Below are 26717 nucleotides of genomic sequence, written 5' to 3' on the forward strand. Positions count from 1 at the left end.
TCGGACCTCCTGCGGAGGTCCTTAACTATTGGCTCTCTGATGAATGTCTCGTGGTAAGACCCTTCTAATGCGTAATCCTTGGTGAGAAAAGAGCGGACAAAGAAATCAGCCTGAAGATGCGGGGCGATCTTCAGGCTGATTTATATGGTGAGGAGTGATAGTGGTCGCTATCAGTAGCCTTATTTAGTTGGCCTTAGCGGTGTAGAGTGTCCCTTTCTCCTTTGCCGACTGTATCCACTGTGGTACTGTGACCTTTTTGAACTCCTCCTTCTTGCGGTGTAGCTCATCGGGATTGAGCCCAATGTATTTCTGGGCCTTCTCCTTGGTGCTAATGTCGGGGAGTGGAATATCTCCTACAAATCCATGTTGGGCAACTACTTGACTTATCTTTAGTCTTGCCTCCATCGCCTTCTCAAGACCTGCACTCAGAATACGAGTTATCTCTTGTGGTGCGTGGAAAGAGCCTCCATGAGTAGCCACTCCGTAATCCCAGCGCCACTGGCTTTGGCGAATCAACTTAAGGACTGGAGCCATCTCGCTCTCGGTAGCACCTTTCTTCCATGCAAACTCGGCCTCTAGGTGTGCCCGTACTAGTTGTTGCTCTAGCTTATCTCGTACCTCAAGTGCCATTGCTTGGCGATCGTAGACATTCTGCTTGAGTGTCTCTTCGCTCTCTCTGTGGCAGGTTTGGCAAGTACGGTCGATGTGCTTTAACGGGCTAGTGATGTGGTGGTCGCTAAACTTTACACCGCCCTCGCTCATATATGGCATATGGCAATCGGCACAAGAGACCCCTCTCTGTGCGTGGATACCTTTTTGGGCTACCTCAAAGTCGGGGTGCTGAGCTTTGAGGATAGGTGTTTTACTAAGCGGATGGATATAATCGTAATAATCGGTCTCATCGTAGTACTCTTCGCCACCCTCCACGGTCATACCTTTATCCCAAGGGAAGGTGAGGTAGGAGGTCTCTTTCTGGAAGTAGTACTCTACGTGGCATTGTGCACAGACAAGGGAGCGCATCTCTTGGTGCGATGCCTTGGTGATATCGATGCCTTGCCTTTCAAAGGCCTCAATAAGTGCTGGGCGGGAGATCTGAAGCTCCATATTCTCAGCGTTATGGCAATCGGCACACCCGATAGGATTAACGATCTCGTCTCCGAGCTCACTCCAGCGAGTCTTATAAAACTCGGCTACTCCAATTTTATTCATCATACGTGGCACGTCAGGCGACTTGCAGGTCCAGCAGGTACCTGGCTGCATATCTTTATCCCCTTCAATACCTGGATTACCTACGCGTAGGGTATTTCGCATATCCTCAATAGCGTGCATATGCCCCCTAGGGGTACCATACTCACGGCTAAAGGCATAGCCAGCCCAAAAGATGACCATCTCTGGTCGTTGAGCTAAGACATCGACGATATCACTACTATTGTACTTGCTAACGAATGTGGTGTCAGCGGTGTTTGCCAAGTCTCGAACTGCCTAGGGTAGTTGATACCATAGATTTCGTTTCTTGCTTCACCATTGGGTATCTCCACCTTTTTATTGGCATAAATGGACTGTATCTCGGCTCGCCGTTCAGTGACTGAGGCTGCGAGAAGACCAAGTAAAAAGACGATTACCAATGCACCACCAAATAGCAACCATCCTAGCCAAGGCTTAAGTCTTCGTTGATTTGTCATAGCTATTATTTCTCTAATTAGTTTTTACTCTTTAATTTACTTATCCACTCTGGCACTGGGCTCTTGGGGAGTGGCGTAATGGCATTTGGGGTGCGACTCAGTGTGGCAACCCCTCCGTGAGGCACCTCTCTGTGGCAGTCCCAGCAGGCGAAGTTGCTATCATCGCTGATCTGGTTCCCTGCAAGTAGCCCCGTCTTTACCATATCTGTATTGAGCTGATCGTGGCAACGAACGCAATTATTGTAGATGACCCTTTGGCTGGCTGGAATAGCCTTCATGGCTTGTGGCTCCCCTCTCATGGTAAATACATAGGAGTGCCGAAGCCCATCCGTCGCCTTGAAGTAGTATTTGCTGAAAATATTATCGTGAGGCACGTGGCAATCGTTGCAAGTGGCGTCACGACCGTGCGAGCTATGCAACCACGTGGCGTAGTAGGAGTCCATCACGTGGCAATTGATGCAAGTAGCAGGGTCATCGCCTAGATAGCTCCAAACCCTCGACATATAGATAAGGTAACAGCCTAGCCCTGCCATGGTGCCGAGGAGCAGTACCGCACCTACTTTGCTTTTGTAGGTTGGTAGTAGGGTGTTAATAAGATGGTTCCACTTTTCTCTTAGTTTCATCTCTGCTGTCGGCTTTGCCTTGATTGTCGTTAGATTGATTAATCAAAGTTAGCTAAAAACCTTGTAATTGCAAGTCTTTTTCTATAGATAATCGCAGTAATTGATAATTTGGTACAGGCGTAATGCCACTATTGTTGGGAAAGATATAAAAGTTCCAATTATTGCATACCGTAGGTGTGTACACTTTGTGCTGCAGAGGGTAGATAGTTAACCCCATACCAGCACATTTGCAGGCATAAGAAACTAAAGATGAGTACCACCACTGCCAGCTTTACCCGTCTTGGGTGGAAGTGGCGAATGTGCAAAAAGATCAAGTAGCTACACATCGTGATAGCGGCCCAAGTCTCTTTGGGATCCCAGCCCCAGTATGTGCCCCATGCTGCTTTAGCCCAGACTGCTCCGAGGAGAAGCCCAAACATCAAGAAGCCTAGCCCTGTGTAGACAAGGTTGTCCATCACATAGAGCTTGCGATAGTCGTTTTCTTTTTTCTTCCAAAGAATGTATATGCCAATGAGGAGTGCCACACCCAGCAATCCGTATGAAAACATATAGGAGATAACGTGTGGTACAAAGTAAAAGCTCTGTAGTGCCGGCATCATGCTCTTGCTATGGAGCTGAGGTTTGAGGATATTGGTGATGATAAAGACGCCAGCTAGGATTGTGCTGAAGCTAAATATCCATTTGTAGCCCCATCTGATGTAGACCAATAGACCAGAAAGGATAACGAAGAGGGAGTAGAAGAGACGGGTCTCCCCTTGTGTCCTCATAGGTGGGCGTTCTTGGCTCATCCACATTCCTGCGATAAAGACACTGAATACAATAAGAGCAAGAACCATCCCTGCAATAGCAATGCTTTTCTTGTCTTTCCACGCTAGATATGCCGATACGCCACTCAGCAAGATAGTGATTATCCCAAAGAAGGGGAATACTTCCCAATCGGCCAATAGTAAGATCTCATTCATAGTTATTCCTCTTCTTTTTTAGTTTGCTTGTAGATAGAGTTGGAGGGGCCTAGGAGCAAGAAGATGGCTCCTGTAAATAGCACCCAAATGGAGGTGAACACTGGTGTGAGCCAAGGGTCGTAGACCAATTCAACCTCGGTGCTAGTAGCCCACCGCCGCATCTCCTCATCAAAATTGAGCTGATAAACGTACCAATCCTTTACCTTGAGGGGGTCGTTTACGGAGATCACCTTACTCCCCTCTCCTCCCTCTTTGAGGTAATAATCTAGTGTGGCGTAGTATTGCCGGATCTCTGGGAAAGGCATAATAATACAAGTGGTCTCATCAAGGGAAAGCGCTCTATGAGGAAATAAAAAGCTTCCACAGCTCACCCAACCATTGTAGGTCTCTCCGCCCTTGTGTGCGGTGATATGTGCTGCAGGGGCACCGCCAGAACTGGCGAATTGGCTAAAGACAATAGTGGAGTCCCTCACCAGTGGAGCAGCGAGGGGCAGAAGTTCGTCTACCGAGACCTCCTAACCATTAAGTAGACCAGTGGTAGGTACCTCCTCAATGTTGATCATATCGGGCAGACTTTCAGGGAGTACTTGCCCTGTTTCTGTATTAAGTAGCATCAGCTTTGGTGGATACTCCTCGAGCGTAAAGTGCTTCAGCTCTAATGCAATTGGTAACTCCTCCACTGCATGGGTCGCTTGGTTGGTTCCTCGCCACTCCACTTCGTCTTGAGTCAGTGCCATAGTGTATCGTTGCATATTACTGCCACTGACTAAGGCAAAGAATAAGAATCCATAAAGCCCTAGGTGATTGAGCATAAAACCCAACTCCCTCACTGAAAACTTAAAGGCTAAAAGTCGCCGAATGGTAACGGAACCAAGTACCAGTAGTAGGTAGATGTAGATGGTATTGAAAGGGTGCGAATGTACCATTGCACTCCAGCCCGCAGTGTGGAATAATCCGCCAAGACCATCCGCCATTCTGGGATCGATCTGTTTGGAGAAACCCATGATGGTCAAGAGCAAAAGAAATGCCACGAGAGAGGTGATGGTAGCAGCAGGAGAGACAATAAAGCGTACAAAGGGTAGCTTACTCCCCTTCTTCCTAGAAAGAATGCCGATAAGCAGAGTGGCAATTATGAGGGCACCGAGTACTATCGTACTAATGGGGTGGGTAAAACCGCCTGCGGGAATAGGTCCCATCACCCATTGCCATATATAGCTAATCAGTAGGAGCCCCCCTACTATTGCCCAGCCCTCGGGATAGCCCCATCGGCCACTCCAGATATTTCGCTTCTCTTTCTTCATCATCTAAGACTTGATTCAATATACTTTGAGACTGTTGCACGAATGCGATCTGTGGTGTTGCTTTCGGAATTCGGCCTCGGTCACGTACTTCAGTACGCTCCCTTCGCCCTCATCCTCAGCGCCTTACATCTCATCCTTCGTGCAAAGTCTCAGCACATTTTAGCAAATGTGCGAGAATGGCACTTCGTGCAACATCCTCACTTTGCAAACTTACAAAAAATAACTTTCGTCGGGCCATTAAAAATGGTGGATAAGCCACGGGGGCGTATCCACCATTCAGAATATATTGTCTGTTGGTTTAGGTTAGTGGGCTTTGGGCTTTTTGGAGGCTCCTGTCACGGCGTCAACACTGCTGGACATCGCTTTCGCTTTATCGCCCAGTAGGTAGCTAGCCACTTCGTTGTAGGAGCCAAGGGTAATGGCGTTGTAGCCCTTGGTGCTGAGGAGATCGGTGATCTTCTTCCCAAGAGTGATGATGGTCGCTTTGGGACTAATCACATTGATGCCTTTTACTTCGCAGAGCTTAAAGTAAGCCTCAACACTCTTGGTATTTGAAAAGACAATGTGCGTAAACTCTAGTTCCTTGAGCATCTCTAGGTAGTCGTTGCTATACTTATCAGGGTCTTTGCTAGCAATGGTCGTCGCCACAGCTACGCCATCCTCTATCCTTGGTGTGAGCTCGCTCACCTTTCTATTGAGGGTGATAGAGAGCACCTTCATACCATTATCGTCCTTAGAGGGTTGGTAATTCTCCGTCACATTAACCACCTCTCCCACGAGGAGCAGACCAGGTGTGAGCTTCGTGTAGTCGGTATAATTTGGGGTGAAGTCTTTGAGTGTTCCGCGAAAAGCCTTCTGCTCGGGCAGAGTTCCCTTACTAATAATAGCGGCAGGGGTATCGGGCGACATTCCTGCCTTGATCAGTTGCTGGCAGATCTCGGGGATTACTCGTACCCCCATATAAAATGCGATGGTACCCCCTTGCTCAACAAGAGACTTCCACTTCACCGACTCAGCAAGGTTGCTATCTTTGGTGCTTGCGGTAACAAGGGTGAAGGACCTTGCTAGCGCACGGTGCGTCACAGGTATTCCTACATAGGCTGGTGCTGCGATTGCTGCTGTCACTCCAGGGATCACCTCGGTATCAATGCCCTTATCGAGCAGGGCGAGTAGCTCTTCACCGCCACGTCCGAATACAAAAGGGTCACCTCCCTTGAGCCTTACCACAGTGTTTCCCTTCAGTGCCTCATTAATGAGTAGTTGATTGATCTCCTCTTGTTTTGGCGAAGGTTTACCAGCTCGTTTCCCCACGGGAATCAACCTCACATCTCCCTTGCAGTGGAGTAGAATAGATGGATTGGCGAGTGCGTCATACAGCACCACATCAGCTTTGCCGAGCACTTTCGCCCCCTTCACGGTCACGAGGTCAGGATCGCCCGGCCCAGCACCTACTAGATATATTTTTCCACTTTGGGCTAAGAGATTCGGGATAGCAAGCAAGAGTGCAAGGGTTAGTAATAATGTCTTTTTCATAAGGTATCAATGATTGATTGCACAAATATATAATAGGGTGGATACAAAAAGCACCCACCCTAGTTCCTTAGTCAATAGTTATTTATTTGCCACCTTTCTTGGTGAATAGGCGACCAATAAAGATGAGGATGCAGGCACCGATGATCGCTACCACTAGCCCTGCCCACCAGCTATCGCCTGCAGAGAGGTCGAGCAAGCTAAGTACCCAACCACCTACTACGCCACCGAGTAGTCCAAGAATGATGTCTACGATCCAAGAGTTGCCTCCACCTGGCATAAGCCATGCGGCTATACTACCAGCGATAAAACCTGTAATGATTGTGATTAGCATAATTCAATTACTTTTATATGTTATTAATATTATGTGCAAAGAATGAGAAGTGTACCGTCCCATATCTGCGCATCTCCACAAAATATTGCTCTTTGCTGAAGTCGTACTCCTTTGGATGCTCCACTACCAAATAGCCCTCTGGCGAAAGTAGCTGGCTACTCATTATCCGCCTAGGTAGCTCTGCTAGTAGTGGCAGATCATAAGGAGGGTCAGCAAATATCAATTCAAAGGTACCAAAAGATTCGCTCTTTTCAATAAAAGCGAAGACATCTCTTGTCTGGACACTGTAGTGGTCATCCGAAAGTTGCTCCACAACAGAGTTGATAAACGAGGTATGCCGAGGATTCTTTTCAATGGCCAGCACCTCCTTAGCCCCCCTTGAGAGTGCCTCCAGACCGATACTTCCACTACCTGCAAAGAGATCGAGAAAGCGAGTCTCCTCCCAATCAATTCGATTCTGAAGGATATTGAATAGAGCCTCCTTTGCCACTTCGGTGGTAGGTCGACCTCTAAAGTTTTTGGGAAGTTCAAAGCGACGCTTCCCATATTTTCCGCTTATAATCCGCATAGTATGTGTAATCGCTCCAAGGGGTGTACTGCCACATTCTTATTTACTTCCTTACTACCGTCGGTGGAGTAGTCGTTGAGGACAATGTTTCCAAGACTTTCCTCAAGTAGCTGCTTGATACTTGGCTCGGGATTGTAGGTGAATAAGTATAGGGGCACTGCGTGAGGATCAAGCTTAAATTGTCGGTACAATGCCGTAATGTAGTATAGACAGTCTGCATCGGAGACCATCTTATAGAGATTTGCCAGTAGCAGCTCCCCCGACTTTGCTACCGCCACTTGGATGAATCCTTTGCTGATGTATGCGGTAACGACCTGAGGGTGCTCTCGGCGAGATTTGCGTAGGGTATAGGTGATTTGTGTGGAGATATGGTGCTCAAAAGTGGGGAGGGAAAAGGACCTTTGGCAAAAGTCAAATAGCTCTCTATTGACCGAATAAATAATGTAAAGGTGCTCCTCCTCAATCGCTTTCGTCAATACTTTTCGCCCCTCTAGCTCAGTGGTCAGAGATAGCCAATTCTCTGGTGAGGCACTATCCATTAGATCCTCAGGGACAATGGCAAAAGGCGACCCATCCTCCACCAGAATAGTAGAGCTCCTGAAGGGAAGAGATAAAAGTGGATGATCCCAAAATAGCTTTTGCATACCACCCTCTTCGGAGCTGGTTAAGGAAATACTCGTGGCCAAGATGGGCTTGTCCTTTTCTTGGGTCGTAGCCAAGACAAATATCATCTCGCTCCCTAGAGTAATGCGTGCATCAATGCTAAGAGCTTCATCTGCTGATAAGCTCTTATCTCCTTCACTTGCGTGGATCTCCTTTATCTCTCTCATAAGGGTTGCAAAAAAAGAGAGTGTTGCACGAAGTGCCATTCTCGCACATTTACTTTCAAATGTGCTGAGACTTTGGACGAAGGATGAGATGCAAGGAGCTGAGGGTGAGGGCGCTGGGAACGTACTGGCGTACGTGACCGAGCCCGAATCCCGAAAGCAACGCCGCAGATCGCCTTCGTGCAACAGTCTCATAAAAGCACACTTCCTCAGCTATGTAGATAGAGAGGAGTGTGCTTTATGAATGAGTGGGGTATATAGCTTACTCCCAGTTACCTGCGTTATTATTGATCTCTGTAAGCGAGCCAACCTTTAGCCCAGGATACTTACCGATCTGATTCACACGATCCTTAAGGTTGATGAGCTCAGTCTGATTGAGGTCGCCAAGATAGGTGTCGTAATCTACTTTGGCCTCGAAGATCCTAATAAAGATGTCGGAGCTAGTCTTTACACTAGCGGTATCCATCTCAAAGGTAGCACCATTGGAGAATGGGACAATACCCAGCTTGCTGGTATCATAGTCGGCACCGAAAATTGCCTCCTTAGCATTTACGAATGTGGTGTCACGAGTAAAAGATACACGCTCACCATTAACGATAGAGGATAGACCAGCCTCTTCAGCTTCCTTCCAATTGCCAGTGGCTCTTGCTTTCTTTACGATATCCCACGCCTTTTGCTCAGTCATACCATCTTGAAGCTGCTTCTCTGAGAGCTCCATCACCTTACGTACCGACCTTACATTGCCGTTCTCTAGCCAATTGCGAAGCTCCTCAAAGTTGGCAGCATGGACGTTATTCTCCTGCTTGTATGCCACCTGTGCTGTACGGATATCTATCAATTCCTTGATGACCTCCTTCTCCCTTTGGGTCTTTGTATTCTCAAAGTTAACAGGTACACGTATGCTGTTGTATACCGCCCAACCAAGTCCAATAATAGCTAGGACCAATAAAACTCTCGATAAAATTTTCATACCTTCAAATATATTTGTTATTTTGCATTCAACATTAAACGTACCAAGCTTCTTGAATATAGGTTACTTGTATGTAGTCTCTACAAAAGTAGCAACTTTTATTCAGACTGCCATACGAATCGGCGTTCAAATATAGCTATTTTCGGACAATATGAGTAATAATCGCCCTGAGATATTAGATTTTTTTGGTTTTACCCCCACTTCTAGCCAAAACGAAGTGATAAAGGAGCTACAAAACTTCTTTGCCCAAGCTCCCGAGCACTCCATCTTTTTATTGCGTGGGTACGCGGGAACGGGTAAAAGTAGTCTTGTAGGGGCTTTCTCTCACATGCTCCAAAGCTTCCTCTATCCGCAGATGTTACTTGCCCCTACTGGTCGTGCTGCTAAAGTGCTAGAGGGGTATTGTGGTGTGCCCGCCTATACGATTCACCGAACCATCTACCGGCAGAGGATTTCGGGCGATGGCGTCTCGTACGAGGTGGGGTACAATCAGCACCAGCCCGGTACCATATATATAGTAGATGAGGCCTCGATGATCAATAATGCCAATGATGGGTACGGCTCCTTTGGAAGTAATCGTTTGCTCGACGACTTAGTGGACTTCTGCTTTAGCATCGAAGGGAGCAAGCTGCTACTGATCGGCGACGATGCCCAGCTTCCGCCTGTCGGTACCGAGATGAGTCCTGCACTAATGCCGGAGTATCTTGTAGGCTTTTGCTCCACACTATACCAAGGTGTCCTCAAGGATATTGTCCGGCAGGAGGAGGGCGGGGAGATTGTCTACCTTAGTTACCTCCTGCGTGGTCGCATCCTCGACCTACAGAGTGGCGAGGATTGGCACGAGCCCCTGCTCCCTCTGCCCGAGGTGAAGGGCGAGGTAGAGATCATCTCGGGCTACGACCTACCTGAAATGATGGAGGACTCGTATCGGAGGGTGGGGCAGGAGGATACCTTGCTCATCACCCGCTCCAATAGAGATGCCGAGGAATATAATAAGTCGATTAGGTACCACACCCTTTACTACGACGAAGAGGTGGTGCCAGGAGAAAACCTCATGGTGGTGCGCAATAACTACCTTCACTTTCCCGTAGATGAAAAGGGGCAGGCGACAAGCACCTTCATTGCCAATGGGGAGATCCTAAAGGTGCTCAATAGCCGAAGGGAGCAGGAGCTCTATGGCTTTACCTTTAGAGATGCCGAGCTGCGTGATACCCATGGGGGCTTTGTCTCCGCCAAGGTGCTACTTGATAGCTTGTTCACGCAGGCCCCCAGTCTTACTCCAGAGCAGCGGGAGCGATTGTATCAAGGGGTGTGCCAAGACTATCCCGATTGCACCACGCGGAGGATGCTCTATCAAAAGCTACGGCAAGACCCTTATCTCAATGCCCTACAAATAAAGTACTCTTACGCAATGACTTGCCACAAGGCACAAGGCGGACAGTGGCGGGAGGTCTACCTAAGCTTTGGTTATCTCACCCCCGAGATGATTGACCTCTCCTTTTGTCGTTGGCTCTATACCGCCATGACACGTGCTACCGAAAAGCTCTACATTATCCAACCACCGGCCTTTATTTTTGGCAATTTAGAACTCTGAAATAGCCCCTTCATAACTATTTGATTTTCACCTAGCTATCAACCCGAAAACTGAGTTGCAACTAAGCATTTGCTTAGTTGCCACTCGCCGATCGCTTAGTTGCATCTCAGCAAATGCTTAGTTGCAACTAAACTTTTGGCTACTTACACTGATGATTTTGACGGTATGTTGATCCCCTTTTTGGTTTTTCCGATCTAACCTTAATTGGCTAGGTTGTTCAACTATTTATTTGTCTTTACATTCCGCGTTTTTATTGCAGGGGTTACGCATTAGAAAAGCCTGTGTGCAAGAGCATATTCACCACCTGCTTGACCCCGGCTGAGGGGTCAGACCTAGAGATAGGGTTGTCCGACCCCTCGGCCGGGGTCGCAAGGGTGTGTGGTACCTCTTTATACACAGGTCTTCGGCACTGCGTGCCTTGACCTGTGCCTATTTAGCACGGACCTCTGCCGAGGTCCTTACTCATAGATACCTCGCTAAAAACCATACGGCGTAAACTTCCTAATGCGTAACCCCTGAGTACAAGACCCCAATGGCTGTCTGGTTGGAAAATAATAAGTAAATTGCACTAGTAATTTGAATCTACGCCCCTGTTTTCACGACTTGTCCACTTTGTCGGATTGTGTCTTTTTTGTATATTTGAGGTTGGGTTAATAAATATTTGGTTAAGATATGGTTTGGGTTCAGAAGGTCTTTTGTGGCTTGTTATTTATATTTGTATTGGGGTATGCTGTTCGTATCGTGTCTAGTATAACTCTTATTTATCGGCATTTGAAAAAAGCAAGTGTCAAGGAATGGCACAAGGTTATTAAAGGGGTTTGGAAAAAGAGGAAAGCTGAAGATAAGTTTGATGTTTTCGTTGCGGCAGAAGTCGGTTTAGCTGGTGTTTTTCCTCAACTTGTTAAAAGTTACATTCTATTTCAAGGTGGAGATATTGATTTTAGAATGTACTTTGAACACTCAAGTGCAAATGTTGAGTATTTGACTTTAACCATAGCGATACTAATAGCAATTGTCTATTTTTTTTATTTGTGGCAAAATAATAAAAAAAATCCGAAAGAATGGTCTGAACTGATAAGTTCAATGAGGTTAATAAATGAAGAATTTAATTTCATCCCTACTCAGAAATGGTTTGAGGACCAAAATGCCAAACAGATCAAAAACCTAGGTAAGCGTTATTCGGAAGAAAGAAATTTTCCATTTGAAGATATGGATTTTGCTTTGGCATCATTACACATTATTGATAAGTTTAAGCCATTACTTATAAAGGATATAAAAGGGTATAAAAACACATTGAGTTCGTTTTTTACAAAGGTAGAAAACGAACCAATATATTTTGAAATTTCAACTATCTGTGGAAAACTTGTTGAGCAGATGCAGAGTTTAAGTGGAACTGCATCTTCGTATTTGGAATTATTAGATTCGTTAAATGTATTCCTTTCTAAATTCGATTCTTTGTATTATAATTATGAAAATAATAATATTAGAGAATTTCAAAATAGTGGATATTCTGTTCGTTATGAAGGGTATGCTTTGCAGAAGTTACTATCTAATAGTTGGATTAAGTTCAAAAATCATCATACAATTATAATAACAGGTGTAGCTGGCATTGGAAAGTCACATTTAATTGGAGATATGGTTACTCAACGCAAACATAATCATGAACCCTCTATACTACTTTTGGGGCAACATTTTACTCTGTCATCTGATCCCCTTTCTCAAATCCGTGACTTATTGGATATCAAATGCAGAAAGGAAAAGTTATTGTCTCAACTTAATAATTACGGCAGGAAAATTGGAGAACCTGTTGTAATATTTATAGATGCGATTAATGAAGGTGCTGGTGATCATCTATGGAGAAATTTTCTGTTGAACTTTCTACAAGAGATAAAGTCATATGAGTATTTGCGCCTTGTTATAAGTTTTCGAATATCAGATCGTAAAAATTGGTTTTATGATATAGCTCATAATTCGTCATATCCAGTATATCATCATGAGGGGTTCAAAGGGAATGAGCATGAAGCTTGTGAATATATGTTTTCATCCTTTGGAATAGATCAACCGACTTGGCCCATATATGGAGAGGAATTCTCAAATCCTCTTTTCCTTGTCAAGTATTGTCGCAATCATGAAAGGAGTCATCGTCCATTGGTTTTCACAAATTTCTGGATAACTATTTTAGAGTATTGTGTCGATACCAACCATGAGATCGCAATACAATTTGATTATGATGATGCCCAAAATCTTGTAACTAAAGCTCTGCGTTCGGTGGCAGAGCTAATGGTTACAGCCGGTAGTCGTTGGAATCTCAAATTCCAAGTCGTTATGGAGCGGTTGGCTCAAGATGCTCAATATACTAAAACTCCTAACGAATTCTTTGAATTACTGATTGATGAGGGGTTATTAAGAAAAGATTCCTATAATGGTATTACGTATGTGAACTTTGGTTTTGAAAGAATAGGTGACTATTTTATTGCAGAGTACCTTATCTCCAAAGTTCCTACATCAGAATGGTTGAATTATCATTGGGGAAATCTTTCCGAACCCTTAGCCATTCTTATTCCGATGACTAAAGATACTGAGTTAATTGAACTTGTTGAAAAAAAAGACCAAGAAGAAGCGTTTCAAGCATTTATTGAAAGTTCTGTGTGGAGAGATGACTTTACTAAGAAAGGTCATGAGCTAATACAAAGGATCAAGGATGCAAAAGAATATAGTTTCCTGTTTGAAATTATTTTATCCCTTCCATATAGAACAGACAAAAATTCAAATGGATTTGCTCTATATGATATTTTGTGGGATTTAAGCATGGTCGAAAGAGATGCCATCTGGACTGTTTTTATTTCAGATAGATGGTATGGTCGTAAACTCATGAATCTGGCTCGATGGGGGGGGGGAGGCTTCGAATAGCACTCTTAAATCAATAGATAATCAGATTGTTAAAGCATGCTTGGAGACTCTAATTTGGGGTTTAGCCACTACTTGGAGAGAACTGAGAGATTATATCTCTCATGCTATTGTGAATATTTTAACTCAGCATACAAACCTTCTCTTACCATTGCTTGTGAAATATAGCTTTGTTAACGACCCCTATATTCAAGAGCGTCTTTGGTGTACTATTTATGGAACATTACTCCTTGTTCAAGATAAGGAAAATAGTTGTAATATAGCAGAGTGGGTGTACAATAATGTGTTCATTAAGAAATTGGTTCCTGAACATATTTTGGTTCGTGACTATGCTTGTAATATTGTAGAGCTTGGTATTAGTAATGGTTTAGATATTGCTGTCGATAAGAAACTAATACAAGTGCCATTTACAGATGGCTCTTTGCCAGTAATTCCTTCAAATGATGAGATAACTGCGAAGTATGAAAGAGATTGGAAAACAATTCCAGAAAATGAACAAGACGTATATAGGGTTCAGCATTTAATTTTGTCATCTATGGCTCCAAACGGTGGAGTTAGGATGTATGGAGATTTCGGAAGGTATGTATTTCAAGCTAATTTAGACGCATTTGGAGAGAATGTTGAAATGTTGTCGAATTGGGCCATAGATATGATATTTGAAGAATATGGATATGATCCTAATATCTTTGTTCATTTCGATAAAAACAAGAGTAGTTTAGACCGATTTCATAGCAAAATTGAACGTATAGGAAAGAAATATCAATGGATAGCTCTGCATCGTATCATGGCTCGAATGATGGATAGACATCTTGAAAAAGATTGGAGTAATGAATGGTCTGATCCCATACGAAGTGCGAGAACTATTGATCCTACGATTTATCCTGGGCGCAAACCATTACATCACCAGAGCATTTATAAGTTGCCTGATTTTGACATATCAACGCCCAAGAGTGATACTAAGTGGTTGAAAGCATGGAAGAATATGCCAAAAATTAAGGATTATGTTCTTATGACTGACGAATATGGAATTGAATGGGTTAATTTGTTCTCGTACAGCAAGCTTTTGCTGGAGCCAGATGATGATAAATCTCCTATAAGAGATTTATGGACTTTTGTACAAGCATATATTGTCAATAAAGAAGATTTGAGCACAGTATGCGATAACTTATACCGTGTGGGAATCGAAGGGCGTTCCTTCCATGAGAACTCTGATATTTATAATGTATTTATTCGGGAATTTTATTGGTCTTCAATTTATTCTCAAGCTGTTGTTGATGAATATTACAAAAAGGTGCCATTTTCCGTAGGACATAAGAATTTTGATAATATTACTATTGAGCCAGCTTATTTACAATATGCCCTTTCATCAGTTGCTGATGCTTCTTCAAATGATTCGTTGAGTATTCTTATGCCTAATGAGTGGCTATTTAATGGATTACAACTAAGATTCTCTAATGATGCTGGAGTATGGGTGAATGATAAAAATGAGATTATAGTAGTGGATAACTATAAATACTCAGGTGGTCATAGCGCGCTATTAGTTAAAAAAGAATATCTTCTTAACTATCTCAATACTAATAGAAAGACTATGTTTTGGCCTATCCTAACTGAGCGGATGATTCGTTATCCAAAGCTATTAGGTGCCAATCATGCTCAGAATGGTGGTTATGCATATTTGGATGAGAATGGTTTTATACATCAAAAAATCAGACTCTATGAGCCCTCAAGTCTTAAAAAGCAGTATTTGAAAATAAAGAATCTAATTAGTGAAAGATATTCTGCTATGCTACTTTTTCTTCATCAACGTCATCTTATTTGGTTGCCAAATAAGGTTAAGAAGAAATTGTACTCTCCTGAGATTGGATTTGATATCTTTGAATGGTTGAAAGGGAGAAAGGAGATAATAAAATAAGTGAAGACGAGAGTTCAATAGAATGAGGGGAAATAGAGGGTTTCAAGAATCAATGGCGCTCGACTTCTTTGATTTAGTTGCTGTTAGACCTTCTCTTGTTCAACTGAGAGTCCTTGTTGACGGTGGAGTAGTTCGATTTGTCGTAGTGTAGCTGCTTCATGATTGATTACTCACTCTCATTGCTGTGTGGTTCGTGTCTTTTGGTTTCTATTTCAAAGTGCAAGAATTGTACTTTGAAATAGAAAGTTTTGTACTGCTTTATTAGATGGAATCTAACCCAAGTTTGACCCCTAGAGTATATTTTGGGGTGGTTTTTGGGAGTTTTGAGGAGTGAAATGCTGATTTCATCGGGGTAGTTGTTTTTGAAATCGAAATGTAGTACACAGCGGTGGATTTTTTTATCCTTACCTTTGTGGCACTATGCATTTTATTTCGCAGACAAGATATAATCCAGATTCTGGCAAGGACGAAAAGTCTACCGAATCAAAGAGTCTTTTCGGGATAAGTTGGGGAGAGTGCGTTCACGTATTCTACTCAACGTAGGATTTTGGTCTGATCTGACGCCTGAAGAAGTTCGTGACGTTGGGAGAGGGCTTACTTTCCTTCAGGAGCATAGGGATGAGGTGGCTCTGTTTGATGATCTGTTTAATGAGTATAGTGAGCAGACTCGTCTTCACATCAGTAAGTTTTGGAGTGAAATGGTAGAGAGCGGAGCCATTGACATTTCCCGTCAGGTGATCAAAGAGTCGGAGGCGAAAGCCCGTAAGATGCTTGAATCAGAGAGCGTTAAGCACACCGATGCCAGGGAGCTTGGAGCAGAATGGATGACCCTACAATCTATCCGACAACTTCGGATTGAGGCGTTTCTAAAGGAACAAGGCTGGTCCGACCGACGAATAAAAGCTGCCATTTCTATGTTGATGGTCCGCACTGTATATTGCTCCTCGGAGTTTAAGAGCCGTGCGATCCTTAGGGAGAACTCCGCCACCTGTGAATTGGTCTACGGAGAGGGGGAAGAGTCGCTTGGGTATAGAGCGATGTATAATGTTGCCCCTGAGCTATATGCTATCAAGAGCGAGTTGGAGCAGCACCTTTGCCGAGTGACAGACAACCTATTCAATCAAGAGAATAGGATCCTACTTTTTGATCTCACCAACTTCTATTTTGAGGGAAGTAAACGGAGTAGTCAAAAAGCTAAGTTTGGACGAAGTAAGGAGAGAAAGAGCGATTTGAGCTGGAGCTGACGAAAGCTAAGCAAAGTCTCTCACGAAAAGGCGGCACCAAGACCTATGAAAAGGTGATTGAACGCATCGGGCGAGCCATGCAGAAATACCCCTCCATTGCCAAATTCTACGACATTAAATACACGAGAAGCACAGCCAATCCAAAGCTAATGTCAGACCTCTCTTGGAGTATGCATGGAGAGGAACAGGCAATAGTAGAGTATGGAGCCTACTGTCTTCGGACGAATGTCAGCACTCTAGATGAGAAAAGTATCCTTCGGACTCCTCGCCTACTGGGTGGTCAATAACATACGTGTACAACTGAAAGAAAAAGGAATCAGACATTATTGGAAAGAGATCGTCCGAATAATGTCCACCCAAAAAGCAGTTACGACAGAAGCCACCAACATGCTAGGGGAAAAGATGACCCTCCGAATTTGTAGCGACCCACCACCTAACGCCAGAAAGATCTACCAAGCCCTAAACTATAAAACCCACCCATTTAGAAAAATCAAAATTTGTAGTACACAGTAACTCTTGAAAAAAAGACAACCACACCAATATCAATTACTTACACTCCAATAGGGGTCAAACTTGGGTCAAATAGAGTGCCTTAGTGATAGTTTGTGATGGTTGGTAATCGGGGATTACTTGCCGATGCAGAAGTTAGCGAAGATGGAGGAGAGGAGGGTGTCGGTGGTGACTTCGCCGATGACGGCACTGAGGGAGGTGGTGGCGGCACGTAGGTCTTGGGCAATCAGTTCGCCTGAGAGGTGTGCTTGGATGCCCTCTTCTACTGAGAGGAGGTGTTGAGTTGCCTCCTTGAGTGCTGTGGCTTGTCGTAGGTTGATAGCCATCAGTTGGTTGTCAGCCACTACTAGATCGGAGAAGTGGTGGTGAAGTAGTCCTTTTACCTGTTCTATGCCTTCGGTCTCCATGGCACAAATGGGTAGGGTGGTGTTGATCTCTTGCTCTGCTAGCCATCCTTTCAAGGCCTCAATCCGCTCCTTTGGGGCAATATCTATCTTATTGATGATGCCTACGATTTGCTGTTTAGAGGTGTTGGGTGCGATCCTATCTAATACACTTTGCCATTCTACAGCCGTCTCAGTCGGATCGATTACCCAAAGAATAAGCTCCGTATTGGCGACCTTTTCAAGCGTCCTCTCAATCCCAATTTGCTCTATTGCGTCGGTCGTCTCTCGTAGTCCCGCCGTATCAACTAGCCGGAATTGTTGCCCTTTAATATATAGGGTGTCCTCAATTGTATCTCTTGTGGTGCCGTGAATGTTTGAGACAATGGCACGCTCTTCATTAAGTAGCCCATTAAGAAGGGTCGACTTGCCTGCATTGGTAGCCCCAACGATAGCAATGGGAATACCATTTTTAATCACCTCACTAGTAGCGTAGCTTTCGGCTAGCGACGAGATACTTTTTCGGATCTCTTGGCACTGGTTCAGCAGTTCATCTCTTGGTACAAACTCCACTTCCTCCTCCGAAAAGTCCAACTCCAATTCAATAAGGGAGGCTAAACGGATGAGTGGTTCCCTTAGCTCTTCAATCTTTTTGCGAAAAAGACCCCGCATCTGAGTGATTGATAGTCGAAGAGCTGCTCTATTCGTGCTAGCAATCACATCTGCTACAGCTTCGGCTTGAGAAAGGTCTAGCTTGCCATTGGACAGCGCCCGACGGGTAAATTCGCCTGGCTCCGCCATCCTCGCTCCCGCTTGAATCAATAGATCCAAGAGTAATTGGGAGATCAGAGGGTTGCCATGATACGTTATCTCCACTTGATCTTCGCCTGTATACGAATGTGGAGCCCTCATTACTAGGATGATACAGTCATCTATCCTACTTCCATCCTTGGGATCGTATAACCAACCGTACTGAGTAGAGTAGGGAGCTGCGGTGAGTAGTGAAGTATCTTTTTTCGTAGGCCTAAACAGGCTATTGACTATCTCAATTGCCTTTGTCCCTGATACCTTAATGGTACTCTGTGCTCCCATGCCGTGTGGTGTGGCTACTGCACAGATTGTATCCTCGAAGTTATTGTGCTCCATTGGCTTCTACATATAGCATAAAGAATCCATCCATGGCGTCCACCTTTCCTCTCGCGAGGTACCCCAAAACGCCAGGATGAATTCAAAAATGTCTCTTATCTGTCCGCTATCGCGGTCCCCTCCTCAAAAGTTAGAAGGGCGGTAGAATCACTTCTTATTGCGATTGCCGTAGCGGCTACGGAACTTATCTACACGTCCAGCAGTATCCACTAGAGTAGCTACACCAGTATAGAATGGGTGTGAGCTACTTGATACCTCAACTTTAATTAGTGGATAAGTCACACCGTCAATCTCAATTTCCTCACGTGCATTAGCACATGAGCGAGTGATGAATGTCTCGTCATTTGACATATCCTTAAATACTACCTTACGATAGTTCTCAGGATGAATACCCTTCTTCATTATTATCTTATGCTTTAATTAGTTTCTGACTAATATTCTCTATTGGATTGCAAAGGTACATATAATACCATACATTTCCAAATATTTTACGCTTGTACTTCGCTTTTTATCGTTGTATGAGTATTTCTTGGAGCAGTGGAATAAGACTCTCTCTTATTCTGGTCGGGTTATTTCGGTGCTCTCCAGGTACTGAGAAAGCGTGTGAGGAATCGAATAGCTGGTCAAAGAGCCAACGGTAGGAAAAAAGCTCATCATTTTCAGCAAATAGAGCCCATGTTTTATCTACTTCAAAAGGAGAGGGTGCCAAAGCCTCTTCCAGATGAATGTATTTATCTATCTCGGTTTGAGTGGCATTACCGAATTCTGGCAAATATAATAGCTCCGAGGGTTTCATACAGGGGTTGATAACTATTCTTGGGCATCCCTTAATCCGTAGAGCGGTAAATCCTCCCATGCTGGATCCGATGACCAAATCAATTCCCTCATTGTCCACTACCGTTTGTGCTTGCTGAATGTTGGCGAGCATATTTTCGAAGGAACTCAACTCATTGCTAAAGGCTGGAGCAAAAAGGGTAGCCCCCTCTCCTAGTTGTCTTTGAAGTTCGGTTGCTGTGGCACCAAAAGCCCCACCACTGTAGCCATGGATAAAGAGTATTCTCGGCTTTCTCATTTTCTTATATTGAGCACTTAAGTAACGGTACTCCTCCTCGTATTGCTGATGCTTCGTGAGATCTTTTTCGGTAGGGTTAGGAATTCGAGAAATATCTAAATTGTGCTCCAAGTCGTGGAGTTTCACTGCCGTTGCCACTGGGTGCTCTCCGATTGCTTTGATATAGGCTTCTCTGGTGCCATACCGATGGCTGTTGAGTAGCTTAAGTACCATCTTAAGCGTCTCCCGTGCTTCAGAAGGCAGTTTCTCGCCTGCAATCTCCTCAAGTCTCTGAAGAACCTCAGCAGTAGAGTGGGGCGTATCTTCACTCGCATCATGGAGGTACCCAGCTATCACCTCCACCCAAGTCTCCCCCTTGCTAGCTACCGTCTGAAGGTGCCCTTCAAAATAATCCTTCCCAGCCTTATCGCACTGACCCTTGTGGAGTTGCTCTGCTAAGCGTCTGGCACTCTGGATAAATAATGAGTAGTTAATCATATAAACTCTCTTTGGACCTAATAATACCAATGGCAAATATACCGAAAAGAACGCTTAACCGCTCTGCTGTTGCCTTGATAAAGTTATAAGACAAAGGTGGTAGAGAAGCCCTATTCCTCTGCCACCTTTGTTTTTTAATAAAGATGGGCAGTTACTCTCTCATCATCTTATCAATGTCTATCACCTCATGGTGCTTCTTCTTCCGAGCGTGGAACGCCTTGTAAAGGGCAGGTACTACGATGAGGGTGAGAAGGGTCGAGAGGGCCATTCCTCCGATGATTACCCAGGCCATGCCCGTTCGTAGCTCGGCCCCTGCTCCAGTAGCTAGTGCTACGGGGAGCATTCCGATAATGGTGGATAGTGCCGTCATAAGAATTGGGCGGGTGCGAAGCTTCACAGCACGTATCACTGCCACATCTACTGCTAGCCCTTCTGCCATTGCTTCATTGGCGAAGTCAACTAATAGAATTGCATTTTTGGCTACCAATCCTATCAGCATTACCATTCCGAGCATCGCATAGATACTCATAGCTGTATTGCTGAGTGCTAGAGCGAGTAAAGCACCTACTATAGATAGAGGAATGGAGATCATCACCACGAGTGGGTCGGTCCAATTATTGTAGAGGAGTACAAGTGACAGGTAGATCAGCAAGAGTGAAAGCAGGATGGCGGTTTGGAGCACACTCATGGAGTCCGACATCTTCTTCATATCCCCCGTAGCTTGTACCTCGACCCCTTGAGGCATCTTCGCCTGCTCCAGTGCCTTCATAAATTGCTTTGCGATGGCCCCAGGCGATACCCCGTATGCCTGAGCACGTAGTGTGACAGAGCTATTGCGATTGAAGCGCTCCAGACGGCTGGGTCCAATGCCGAGGTGTATATCGGCAAACTGTGCTAACCGGATCTGGTCGCCACGACCATTGGTCAGCATCAGATTGGAGACATCGTCAATAGACTGGCGGGATGCTTTATCAGAGCGAATGTTGATAGCATACTCCTGCTCCCCTTGGGTATATCTCAATTGGTCATTGCCTTGGAAATACATTTGCATCATCATACCTACGTTGTCGAGGGTGAGTCCGAGGTCGGCCATCTTGTCCCTTTGTACCTTTACCACCACTTCAGGTGTGGCGTTTTCTACCGAAAGGGTGGGCTGTACTACACCTGGGATGCCCCTCATTATATCAAGGGCTTTATCGGCATAGGTATCTACCGAATCCTTGTCGGACCCTGAGATAATGTACTCCACCGATGCCTTGGAGACGGTGCCAGTCATACTCACGCTATAGATATTGACTCGGGCGTCCACTAAGTGGTCAGATAGCGGTTTTCGGATCCGCTGGATATAGGCTTCGGTTCCCTCTTTCTGCTTTTTGAGTTTTACATTGAGCTCAGCCAAATAGGGAGTCCCTTTATTACTCTGTGAGTTGTCGCTGGTTTGCCCTACCATAGTCACCACTTTCTCCACTTCAGGGCGTTTCATAAACCAGATTTCCGCCTTCCGAACCAATCGGTTGGACTCCTCCATGGAGATATCTTTGGGCATCTCTAGTTGCACAATGCACTCACCTCGGTCCATATAGGGCTGGAACTCAAAGTTCACAAAGCCCAATGGGAAGAGTAGTAGCACGGAGCCCATTACACAGAGTACAATCACTAAGAGGGTCCACCTATGCGAGAGCCCCCACTGGGCGATAGAGGAAATGTGAGTAGCAAACTTGTCGATCCCATTTTCAAAACCATTGAGTATCCGTCCGAATGGTTGCTCTTTATCCAGTTGCTTAATATTGCCAAAGCGAGAAGTAAGCAAAGGAACTAATGTAAGAGCGGCTAATAGGCTGAGGAGGATCGCAATAACGATGACCCCACAGAACTGCCGTAGAATATCGGAAACCAGTGTGTTTGTGAAGATGATAGGGAGAAAGACCGCCACCAGTACTAGGGTGACTGAAATAACGGTTAGCCCAATCTCGTTCATCGCATCAAAGGTGGCCTTGAAGCGATTTTTGCCCATCTCCATGTGTCGGTAGACGTTTTCAATCACCACAATAGCATCATCCACCAATACGCCGATCACGAGGGAGAGGGCTAGGAGCGACATCATATTGAGGGTAAAGCCAAATAGCTTCATTCCGATGAAGGAAGAGATGAGGGATACCGGCACTACCACCATCACGATGAGTGCATTCCGTACGTTGTGTAGGAAGAATAGAATCACAAGGGAAACCAGAAGCACTGCCAAAAGGAGGTCGGTGAGTACCGACTTGATGGCATTGCTGGTGAAGGTGGTGGTATCCTGTGCGACCTCTATTTGGAGTCCTTCGGTAGCATACTGGCTTTGAAGCCACTCTATCTGCTTATTGACCGCTTTACTTACTTCAATGGCATTGGCGTCGGACTGCTTTAGGATATTAATCAGAATAGCTTCTTGTCCGTTGACACGACCAATTTTTACAGGGTCTTTAGTGCCATCTGATACCTCTGCCACATCCTCCAAGCGAATCATGGCTCCATTGGCGGAGCGAATCACTATCTTACGTAGTTCATCAACCGAAGTGATCTTGCCCGATAGCCGAACTGCCATCTGAGTGGAGGGGCTCTGTAGATATCCAGTAGGGAAGTCTAGGTTGGCAGCTCGTATGGCACCTTGGACCATCATTGGGCTGATGCCGAGGTCGTGCATACGGTCTTGATTGAGATTGACCTGAATCTCGCGCAGTACACCACCCACGAGGTCTACATTGGCCACTCCTCGGATATGAGAAAGGTCGGGGCGTACTCGTTTGTCCACCAAGTCGAATAACTCTGTAGAGCCTATGTTGGCTCGTGCGGAGAGGATGAGGATCGGTTTTTCATCTACGGAGACTTTGGAGATTCGTGGAGAGAGGATATCACGTGGAAGCTCTGCCCGCTTGGCATTGAGACGATTTTGGGCTTCGGTCATTGCTTTATCAATGTCGGTGCCAAACTCAAAGGAGACCATAATCATCGACATTCCTTCAAAGGAGTAAGACTGTATATGATCAATGCCCTCCATATTGGAGAGTGCCTCCTCGGATTTTTGAGTGAGGGAAAGCTCAACCTCGCTCGGAGAAGCCCCAGGGTATACGATCTGAACCGTGAGGATAGGTGGGGTGAACTTAGGCATCAGCTCTGCACTCAGGCTTTTGAAGCTCAGATATCCCAAAACGGCCAATAATATAAAAAGAACCGTAACGTATATGGGGCGTTTGATGGAAGTTTCAACTATTTTCATCGCCTTATTCGTTTAATTATTCTTTGATGCTTTTGACTGGGGCGCCATCAGAGATGTTGATCAGTCCAGCTACTACTAGGCTATCGCCTTTTTGAAGCCCATCAAGGACCTCAATGTGATCTCCTACCGTGTTGCCGGCGGTGATGGCCTTTTGTAATGCCATACCGTTGCGTACAATGTAGACTTTTGCATCATTGATACTTCCGATGATGGCTTTACGAGGGATGAGTATGCCAGTTTGCTCCGATGCTCCTGCAAATGAGATGGATACGTACATGCCTGGGTGTAACCCTTCGGAGGTCTCTTTATCAAGTATCACATCTACGGGAAACGAAAGGGCTTGGTTGGCTTTGTCGCCGATCATGGAGATGTGCCCAGTGATCTCTCGGGTGGGGAAGAGTTCGCTCGTGAGGCGTACGCTCTGGCCTTTGGTGAGCTGAAGACGCTGTCGCTCGGTGACGTAACAAGAGACTTTGAGCTGGGAGTCGTCAACGATCTCAAAGAGCTTGGCACCTGGATTGAGGAAGCTCCCTACCTCTACGTAACTTTTGTAGACTTGGCCTGAGGTGGGGGCCACGACCGAAGCATCGGAATGGCGGCGACGAGCAGCAGTGTAACGCCCTTCGGCAGCGACCATCTGGGTATGCATAGCGGCTAGTTGCTGGTCGGAAACCCCTCCTTGTGCGTGTGCATTTTTGAAGCGTTGGTAGTCTCGCTGAGCTGCCTCAAAGGCTACCTTAGCCGACTCTGCATCGGCACCGAGGGTTTCGGCATCGATCTGCAGGAGCAATTGCCCCTTTGAAACTCTATCGCCTTCTTTTGCTCGAAGGGCAATGACTCGCCCACCTATCGCTGAAGTAAGGGTTTGGTCGTGAATACCACGCACTAGTCCGTTGGCGGTGAAGTCTAGGGAGTAGGGGCGTTCGTTGACGATTTCTGTGCGAACTGCCACGGCTGTTTGGTCGAGTAGGATACCCTCTGTCTTGGCTGCAGTACTTCTTTTATTGCCAATCAGGGTGAGCACGATGATCCCGATAACTACTATGATGACTATCGGGAGGAGAACTTTCTTTTTCATAAGAATATATATCGTTTAATGGTTGTTGGTGATCATTTCCATGACTTCGCCATTGACTTTCTTGAGGTCTATATAGGCTTGCATATAGTCTCCTAAGGCGCTAGCATAGGAGAGCTGTGCCTGTATGAGCGATTGGGTGGCATTGAGCACATCGGAGAGGGAGGCGAGGCCGGAGTCGAAGTTTTTCTGTGCCAGGTGGAATACCTCTTCGGCTAGGGCTTGGTTGTCTTTTTGTAGGGCGATGGTACTCTTGGTGTCTTGTAGCTTGAGGAGGGCATTTTGGCGTGCCATCTGTAGCGATTGCCCTAGCATCCGTAGATCCTCCTGTGCTTTGAGGAGGTCTATGTGGCTCTCCTTTACCTTGGCACTTCTCGAGAGTCCGCTGAAGATGGGGATTTTGAGATTGAGCCCCACCATAGCGGTGGGATAGCTATAGCTGTTACTACTCTTGAAGAGTTGGTCGCTCATCCTATTATATTGTAGGTTGAATATCAGGGTGAGAGTAGGAAGATACTCGTACTTCTTGGCTCTATTTTGTAGCTGGGCCATCTTTTCGCGTGCTAGTAATTGTCGGTAGGCGACTTGCTGCATGAGGTTGAAGGGCCTGAAGGTATCGGCTTGGCTCTGACTGTCTACTAGTGAGAAGTCCATTGGCGGTAGCGAAATGGGTTGGTCGATATTCCATCCCATTTGTAACTTGAGTAGGTTTTTCTGTACCTCAAGGCCGCTTTCAATAGCCGCTCTTTGCGTCTTTAGGTTGGTGAGATTGACCCGTACTCGATCTACGTCGATACGCTTGACGAGGCCGTTGGCGTAGTTGACCTCCATCATTTTCAGCATCTTCTCTACAAGGTCTACACTTCTCCCCATCTGCTGCACGGCATAGTCTGTTACCTGAATGCCGTAGAATAGAGTGGCGGTTTTGGCCACCACCTCTTCCTCTGTAGCTTTGGCACCAAGTGTAGCCATCTCCTGGGATACCTTAGCGATGTTGAGGGTGTTGAAGAGTGGCATATTGAGTATCTGTTGGCTAAGGGCTACCCCTGCATTAGCCGTGTACTTTGTGCCCATCTCCACGGTCATGTATTGCGATGCATTGGGGTCGCGCATCTTCTCTGGGAGCATATTATTCATGAAGTTGGGCATCACAAACTTTGCCTTCTTTAGGTTGTCATTGACGCCAGCAGAACCATTGATTTGAGGAAGAAGTGCTCCGAGCACCTCCTGACGAGCCAGCTTTGCCTTTTGCTGCTCGTAAGCAGACTTCTGGATGTCGCTATTGTGCTGCAGCGCATATTCCAGGCAGTCGGATAGCGTGTAGACCTCTTGGGCAGTGGCCTGCACGGGCATGACCATCAGAAGTAGGGCGGTGTACACAATCCACTTTCTCATCTTGCCAATTGAGGCGAAGGTGTCTGTGAATCGACCACCATCAGCATAAATGTTTTTGGATAGATACATGGTTGTGTGTTATTATTGTGTTGGTTGTTAGTTTTTATTCTTTGAGGAGCGCCCTCAGATAATACTTTATAATGTTGGCAAAGTATTCTTCCGAATAGGGGAGGCGACTACTGGTGACGGAGTGGATGTAAAATCCAAATATGGAGTAGGCCATATACTCACAGACGAAAGAAATGTCGATATCTGGGCGATAAACCCCTTCCTGGATCCCTTGCTGGAGGTTATTGGCCATTTTCTCCCGGAATAAATTGGAGCCCATAATGTGTCCGAGCATCGCTTGATTGGGGTTGCTCTGCATGAGGTCGGAGAAAAATATCGGATTGAGCTCGGTAAATAGGTTGTCGAGCTGATTAAAACAGCGTATGACGCTCTCTTCGGCACTTATATTGGGATTATCTAGATCTTTCAATGCGGTCTTGAAGTCTTCAGAGATCGCCTGGACGCACTCTTTAAGTAGTTCATCTTTAGAGCTGAAGTTATTGTACAGGGTTTTCTTGGTGATGCCCATCTTCGTCGCCATCTCATCTAGGGAAAGTCTGAAGCCTTCTTGCTTTAGGATCTCTATTGCCTTTCCGATATATTGTTTTTTGCGGTCAGTACTCATATAGTTGGTTGTTTTTAGTATGATTCGTTGTATCTTGGGACAAATATACACTTTTTCTACTATAATAGTGTAATTAGTGCATATTTATTTCTTTCTTGGCTCTAATATTTTTGTAATAGGCATATAATCAATTGGTTATAGGAGTGTTAAAATTAGGCTTTTGTTGGGTTTGCGAAGAAAAAGACGGATATTATTGTTTTTCGCCATATTATTGCCGAAAAATGGTGCGGATAGGGATTATTTGGAGAATGTTGCACGAAGTGCCATTCTCGCACA

General features: G+C 45.3%; 21 protein-coding genes and 1 pseudogene. 5 read left to right on the top strand and 17 right to left on the bottom strand.

The genetic code is table 11. The features are described 5' to 3' along the window. Positions 1-183 precede the first annotated feature (183 nt). The 10 genes and pseudogenes from nrfA to QVO39_RS03575 form a co-directional block, all read right to left on the bottom strand. Positions 184-1682, bottom strand: a pseudogene (gene nrfA, locus QVO39_RS03530) (ammonia-forming cytochrome c nitrite reductase). Positions 1683-1699: 17 nt separating this feature from the next. Continuing rightward, a complete protein-coding gene (gene nrfH / locus QVO39_RS03535) occupies positions 1700-2305 on the bottom strand; it encodes a cytochrome c nitrite reductase small subunit (protein ID WP_021903034.1) in 606 nt (201 codons plus the stop codon). 158 nt (positions 2306-2463) lie between these two features. Next, positions 2464-3267, bottom strand: coding sequence for a cytochrome c biogenesis protein (locus QVO39_RS03540; RefSeq protein WP_021903035.1), 804 nt, complete (start codon positions 3265-3267; stop codon positions 2464-2466). A 2-nt stretch (positions 3268-3269) separates the two neighbouring features. Beyond that, positions 3270-3740: a cytochrome c biogenesis ResB family protein gene (locus QVO39_RS03545; RefSeq protein ID WP_288171720.1), complete on the bottom strand. Its 471-nt coding sequence runs from the start codon at positions 3738-3740 to the stop codon at positions 3270-3272. A 42-nt stretch (positions 3741-3782) separates the two neighbouring features. Continuing rightward, the gene (locus QVO39_RS03550) at positions 3783-4571 is read right to left on the bottom strand and encodes a hypothetical protein (protein ID WP_288171721.1); all 789 of its coding nucleotides are present in this window, start codon (positions 4569-4571) and stop codon (positions 3783-3785) included. A gap of 300 nt (positions 4572-4871) precedes the next feature. Beyond that, the gene (gene cobA, locus QVO39_RS03555; protein ID WP_021903039.1) at positions 4872-6101 is read right to left on the bottom strand and encodes a uroporphyrinogen-III C-methyltransferase; all 1230 of its coding nucleotides are present in this window, start codon (positions 6099-6101) and stop codon (positions 4872-4874) included. 82 nt (positions 6102-6183) lie between these two features. Then, entirely contained in the window at positions 6184-6432 is a 249-nt protein-coding gene (locus tag QVO39_RS03560) for a GlsB/YeaQ/YmgE family stress response membrane protein (protein ID WP_021903040.1), read from the bottom strand. A gap of 13 nt (positions 6433-6445) precedes the next feature. Continuing rightward, positions 6446-7000 (bottom strand): 16S rRNA (guanine(966)-N(2))-methyltransferase RsmD, encoded by a 555-nt coding sequence (gene rsmD, locus QVO39_RS03565; RefSeq protein ID WP_021903041.1) that lies wholly within the window; start codon positions 6998-7000, stop codon positions 6446-6448. Continuing rightward, a complete protein-coding gene (locus QVO39_RS03570; RefSeq protein ID WP_288171722.1) occupies positions 6988-7830 on the bottom strand; it encodes a DUF3822 family protein in 843 nt (280 codons plus the stop codon). Before QVO39_RS03570 ends, rsmD begins: the two co-directional genes overlap by 13 nt. Before the next feature lie 259 nt (positions 7831-8089). Continuing rightward, positions 8090-8797, bottom strand: a complete 708-nt coding sequence (locus QVO39_RS03575) for a hypothetical protein (protein WP_018028284.1) — start codon at positions 8795-8797, stop codon at positions 8090-8092. Between the two features lie 151 nt (positions 8798-8948). On the opposite strand from QVO39_RS03575, the gene QVO39_RS03580 reads away from it, so the two are divergent. The 5 genes from QVO39_RS03580 (at position 8949) to QVO39_RS03600 (ending at position 16741) form a co-directional block, all read left to right on the top strand. Further along, entirely contained in the window at positions 8949-10391 is a 1443-nt protein-coding gene (locus tag QVO39_RS03580) for an ATP-dependent DNA helicase (protein WP_021903043.1), read from the top strand. A 672-nt stretch (positions 10392-11063) separates the two neighbouring features. Continuing rightward, complete coding sequence (locus tag QVO39_RS03585) at positions 11064-13301, top strand: NACHT domain-containing protein (RefSeq protein WP_021903044.1); 2238 nt, start codon at positions 11064-11066, stop codon at positions 13299-13301. 109 nt (positions 13302-13410) lie between these two features. Next, positions 13411-15210, top strand: a complete 1800-nt coding sequence (locus QVO39_RS03590; RefSeq protein WP_288171723.1) for a hypothetical protein — start codon at positions 13411-13413, stop codon at positions 15208-15210. Between the two features lie 515 nt (positions 15211-15725). Beyond that, positions 15726-16454, top strand: coding sequence for a hypothetical protein (locus tag QVO39_RS03595; protein ID WP_021903046.1), 729 nt, complete (start codon positions 15726-15728; stop codon positions 16452-16454). A 53-nt stretch (positions 16455-16507) separates the two neighbouring features. After that, positions 16508-16741 (top strand): hypothetical protein, encoded by a 234-nt coding sequence (locus QVO39_RS03600; RefSeq protein WP_288171724.1) that lies wholly within the window; start codon positions 16508-16510, stop codon positions 16739-16741. Between the two features lie 339 nt (positions 16742-17080). Here the strand turns inward: QVO39_RS03600 and mnmE are convergent, their stop codons facing one another. The 7 genes from mnmE to QVO39_RS03640 all read right to left on the bottom strand — a co-directional run bounded on the left by mnmE (position 17081) and on the right by QVO39_RS03640 (position 26441). Beyond that, positions 17081-18493, bottom strand: a complete 1413-nt coding sequence (gene mnmE / locus QVO39_RS03605; protein WP_021903047.1) for a tRNA uridine-5-carboxymethylaminomethyl(34) synthesis GTPase MnmE — start codon at positions 18491-18493, stop codon at positions 17081-17083. Between the two features lie 147 nt (positions 18494-18640). Then, complete coding sequence (locus QVO39_RS03610; RefSeq protein WP_018028372.1) at positions 18641-18895, bottom strand: type B 50S ribosomal protein L31; 255 nt, start codon at positions 18893-18895, stop codon at positions 18641-18643. Between the two features lie 106 nt (positions 18896-19001). Next, on the bottom strand, positions 19002-20042 hold the full coding sequence (locus QVO39_RS09125; protein ID WP_021903048.1) for a YqiA/YcfP family alpha/beta fold hydrolase: 1041 nt from the start codon (positions 20040-20042) through the stop codon (positions 19002-19004). Positions 20043-20193: 151 nt separating this feature from the next. Then, positions 20194-23298, bottom strand: a complete 3105-nt coding sequence (locus QVO39_RS03625; protein WP_021903049.1) for an efflux RND transporter permease subunit — start codon at positions 23296-23298, stop codon at positions 20194-20196. Positions 23299-23314: 16 nt separating this feature from the next. Next, positions 23315-24376 (bottom strand): efflux RND transporter periplasmic adaptor subunit, encoded by a 1062-nt coding sequence (locus QVO39_RS03630; RefSeq protein ID WP_021903050.1) that lies wholly within the window; start codon positions 24374-24376, stop codon positions 23315-23317. A gap of 15 nt (positions 24377-24391) precedes the next feature. Then, positions 24392-25768 (bottom strand): TolC family protein, encoded by a 1377-nt coding sequence (locus tag QVO39_RS03635; protein WP_288171725.1) that lies wholly within the window; start codon positions 25766-25768, stop codon positions 24392-24394. Positions 25769-25871: 103 nt separating this feature from the next. Continuing rightward, positions 25872-26441 (bottom strand): TetR/AcrR family transcriptional regulator, encoded by a 570-nt coding sequence (locus tag QVO39_RS03640; RefSeq protein WP_021903052.1) that lies wholly within the window; start codon positions 26439-26441, stop codon positions 25872-25874. Between the last annotated feature and the right edge of the window lie 276 nt (positions 26442-26717).

Source organism: Porphyromonas sp. CAG:1061 (assembly GCF_000435035.1).
GTDB classification, from domain to species: Bacteria; Bacteroidota; Bacteroidia; order Bacteroidales; family Porphyromonadaceae; genus Porphyromonas_A; species Porphyromonas_A somerae.

Excerpts from the sequence above, each read along its gene's own strand:
- QVO39_RS03630 (WP_021903050.1), bottom strand. The coding sequence starts at position 24,376 with ATGAAAAAGAAAGTTCTCCTCCCGATAGTCATCATAGTAGTTATCGGG.
- rsmD (WP_021903041.1), bottom strand. The coding sequence starts at position 7,000 with ATGCGGATTATAAGCGGAAAATATGGGAAGCGTCGCTTTGAACTTCCC.
- QVO39_RS03640 (WP_021903052.1), bottom strand. The coding sequence starts at position 26,441 with ATGAGTACTGACCGCAAAAAACAATATATCGGAAAGGCAATAGAGATC.
- QVO39_RS03585 (WP_021903044.1), top strand. The coding sequence starts at position 11,064 with ATGGTTTGGGTTCAGAAGGTCTTTTGTGGCTTGTTATTTATATTTGTA.
- QVO39_RS03580 (WP_021903043.1), top strand. The coding sequence starts at position 8,949 with ATGAGTAATAATCGCCCTGAGATATTAGATTTTTTTGGTTTTACCCCC.
- QVO39_RS09125 (WP_021903048.1), bottom strand. The coding sequence starts at position 20,042 with ATGATTAACTACTCATTATTTATCCAGAGTGCCAGACGCTTAGCAGAG.
- QVO39_RS03550 (WP_288171721.1), bottom strand. The coding sequence starts at position 4,571 with ATGATGAAGAAAGAGAAGCGAAATATCTGGAGTGGCCGATGGGGCTAT.
- nrfH (WP_021903034.1), bottom strand. The coding sequence starts at position 2,305 with ATGAAACTAAGAGAAAAGTGGAACCATCTTATTAACACCCTACTACCA.
- QVO39_RS03625 (WP_021903049.1), bottom strand. The coding sequence starts at position 23,298 with ATGAAAATAGTTGAAACTTCCATCAAACGCCCCATATACGTTACGGTT.
- mnmE (WP_021903047.1), bottom strand. The coding sequence starts at position 18,493 with ATGGAGCACAATAACTTCGAGGATACAATCTGTGCAGTAGCCACACCA.
- QVO39_RS03540 (WP_021903035.1), bottom strand. The coding sequence starts at position 3,267 with ATGAATGAGATCTTACTATTGGCCGATTGGGAAGTATTCCCCTTCTTT.
- QVO39_RS03560 (WP_021903040.1), bottom strand. The coding sequence starts at position 6,432 with ATGCTAATCACAATCATTACAGGTTTTATCGCTGGTAGTATAGCCGCA.
- QVO39_RS03570 (WP_288171722.1), bottom strand. The coding sequence starts at position 7,830 with ATGAGAGAGATAAAGGAGATCCACGCAAGTGAAGGAGATAAGAGCTTA.
- QVO39_RS03635 (WP_288171725.1), bottom strand. The coding sequence starts at position 25,768 with ATGAGAAAGTGGATTGTGTACACCGCCCTACTTCTGATGGTCATGCCC.
- cobA (WP_021903039.1), bottom strand. The coding sequence starts at position 6,101 with ATGAAAAAGACATTATTACTAACCCTTGCACTCTTGCTTGCTATCCCG.
- QVO39_RS03610 (WP_018028372.1), bottom strand. The coding sequence starts at position 18,895 with ATGAAGAAGGGTATTCATCCTGAGAACTATCGTAAGGTAGTATTTAAG.
- QVO39_RS03575 (WP_018028284.1), bottom strand. The coding sequence starts at position 8,797 with ATGAAAATTTTATCGAGAGTTTTATTGGTCCTAGCTATTATTGGACTT.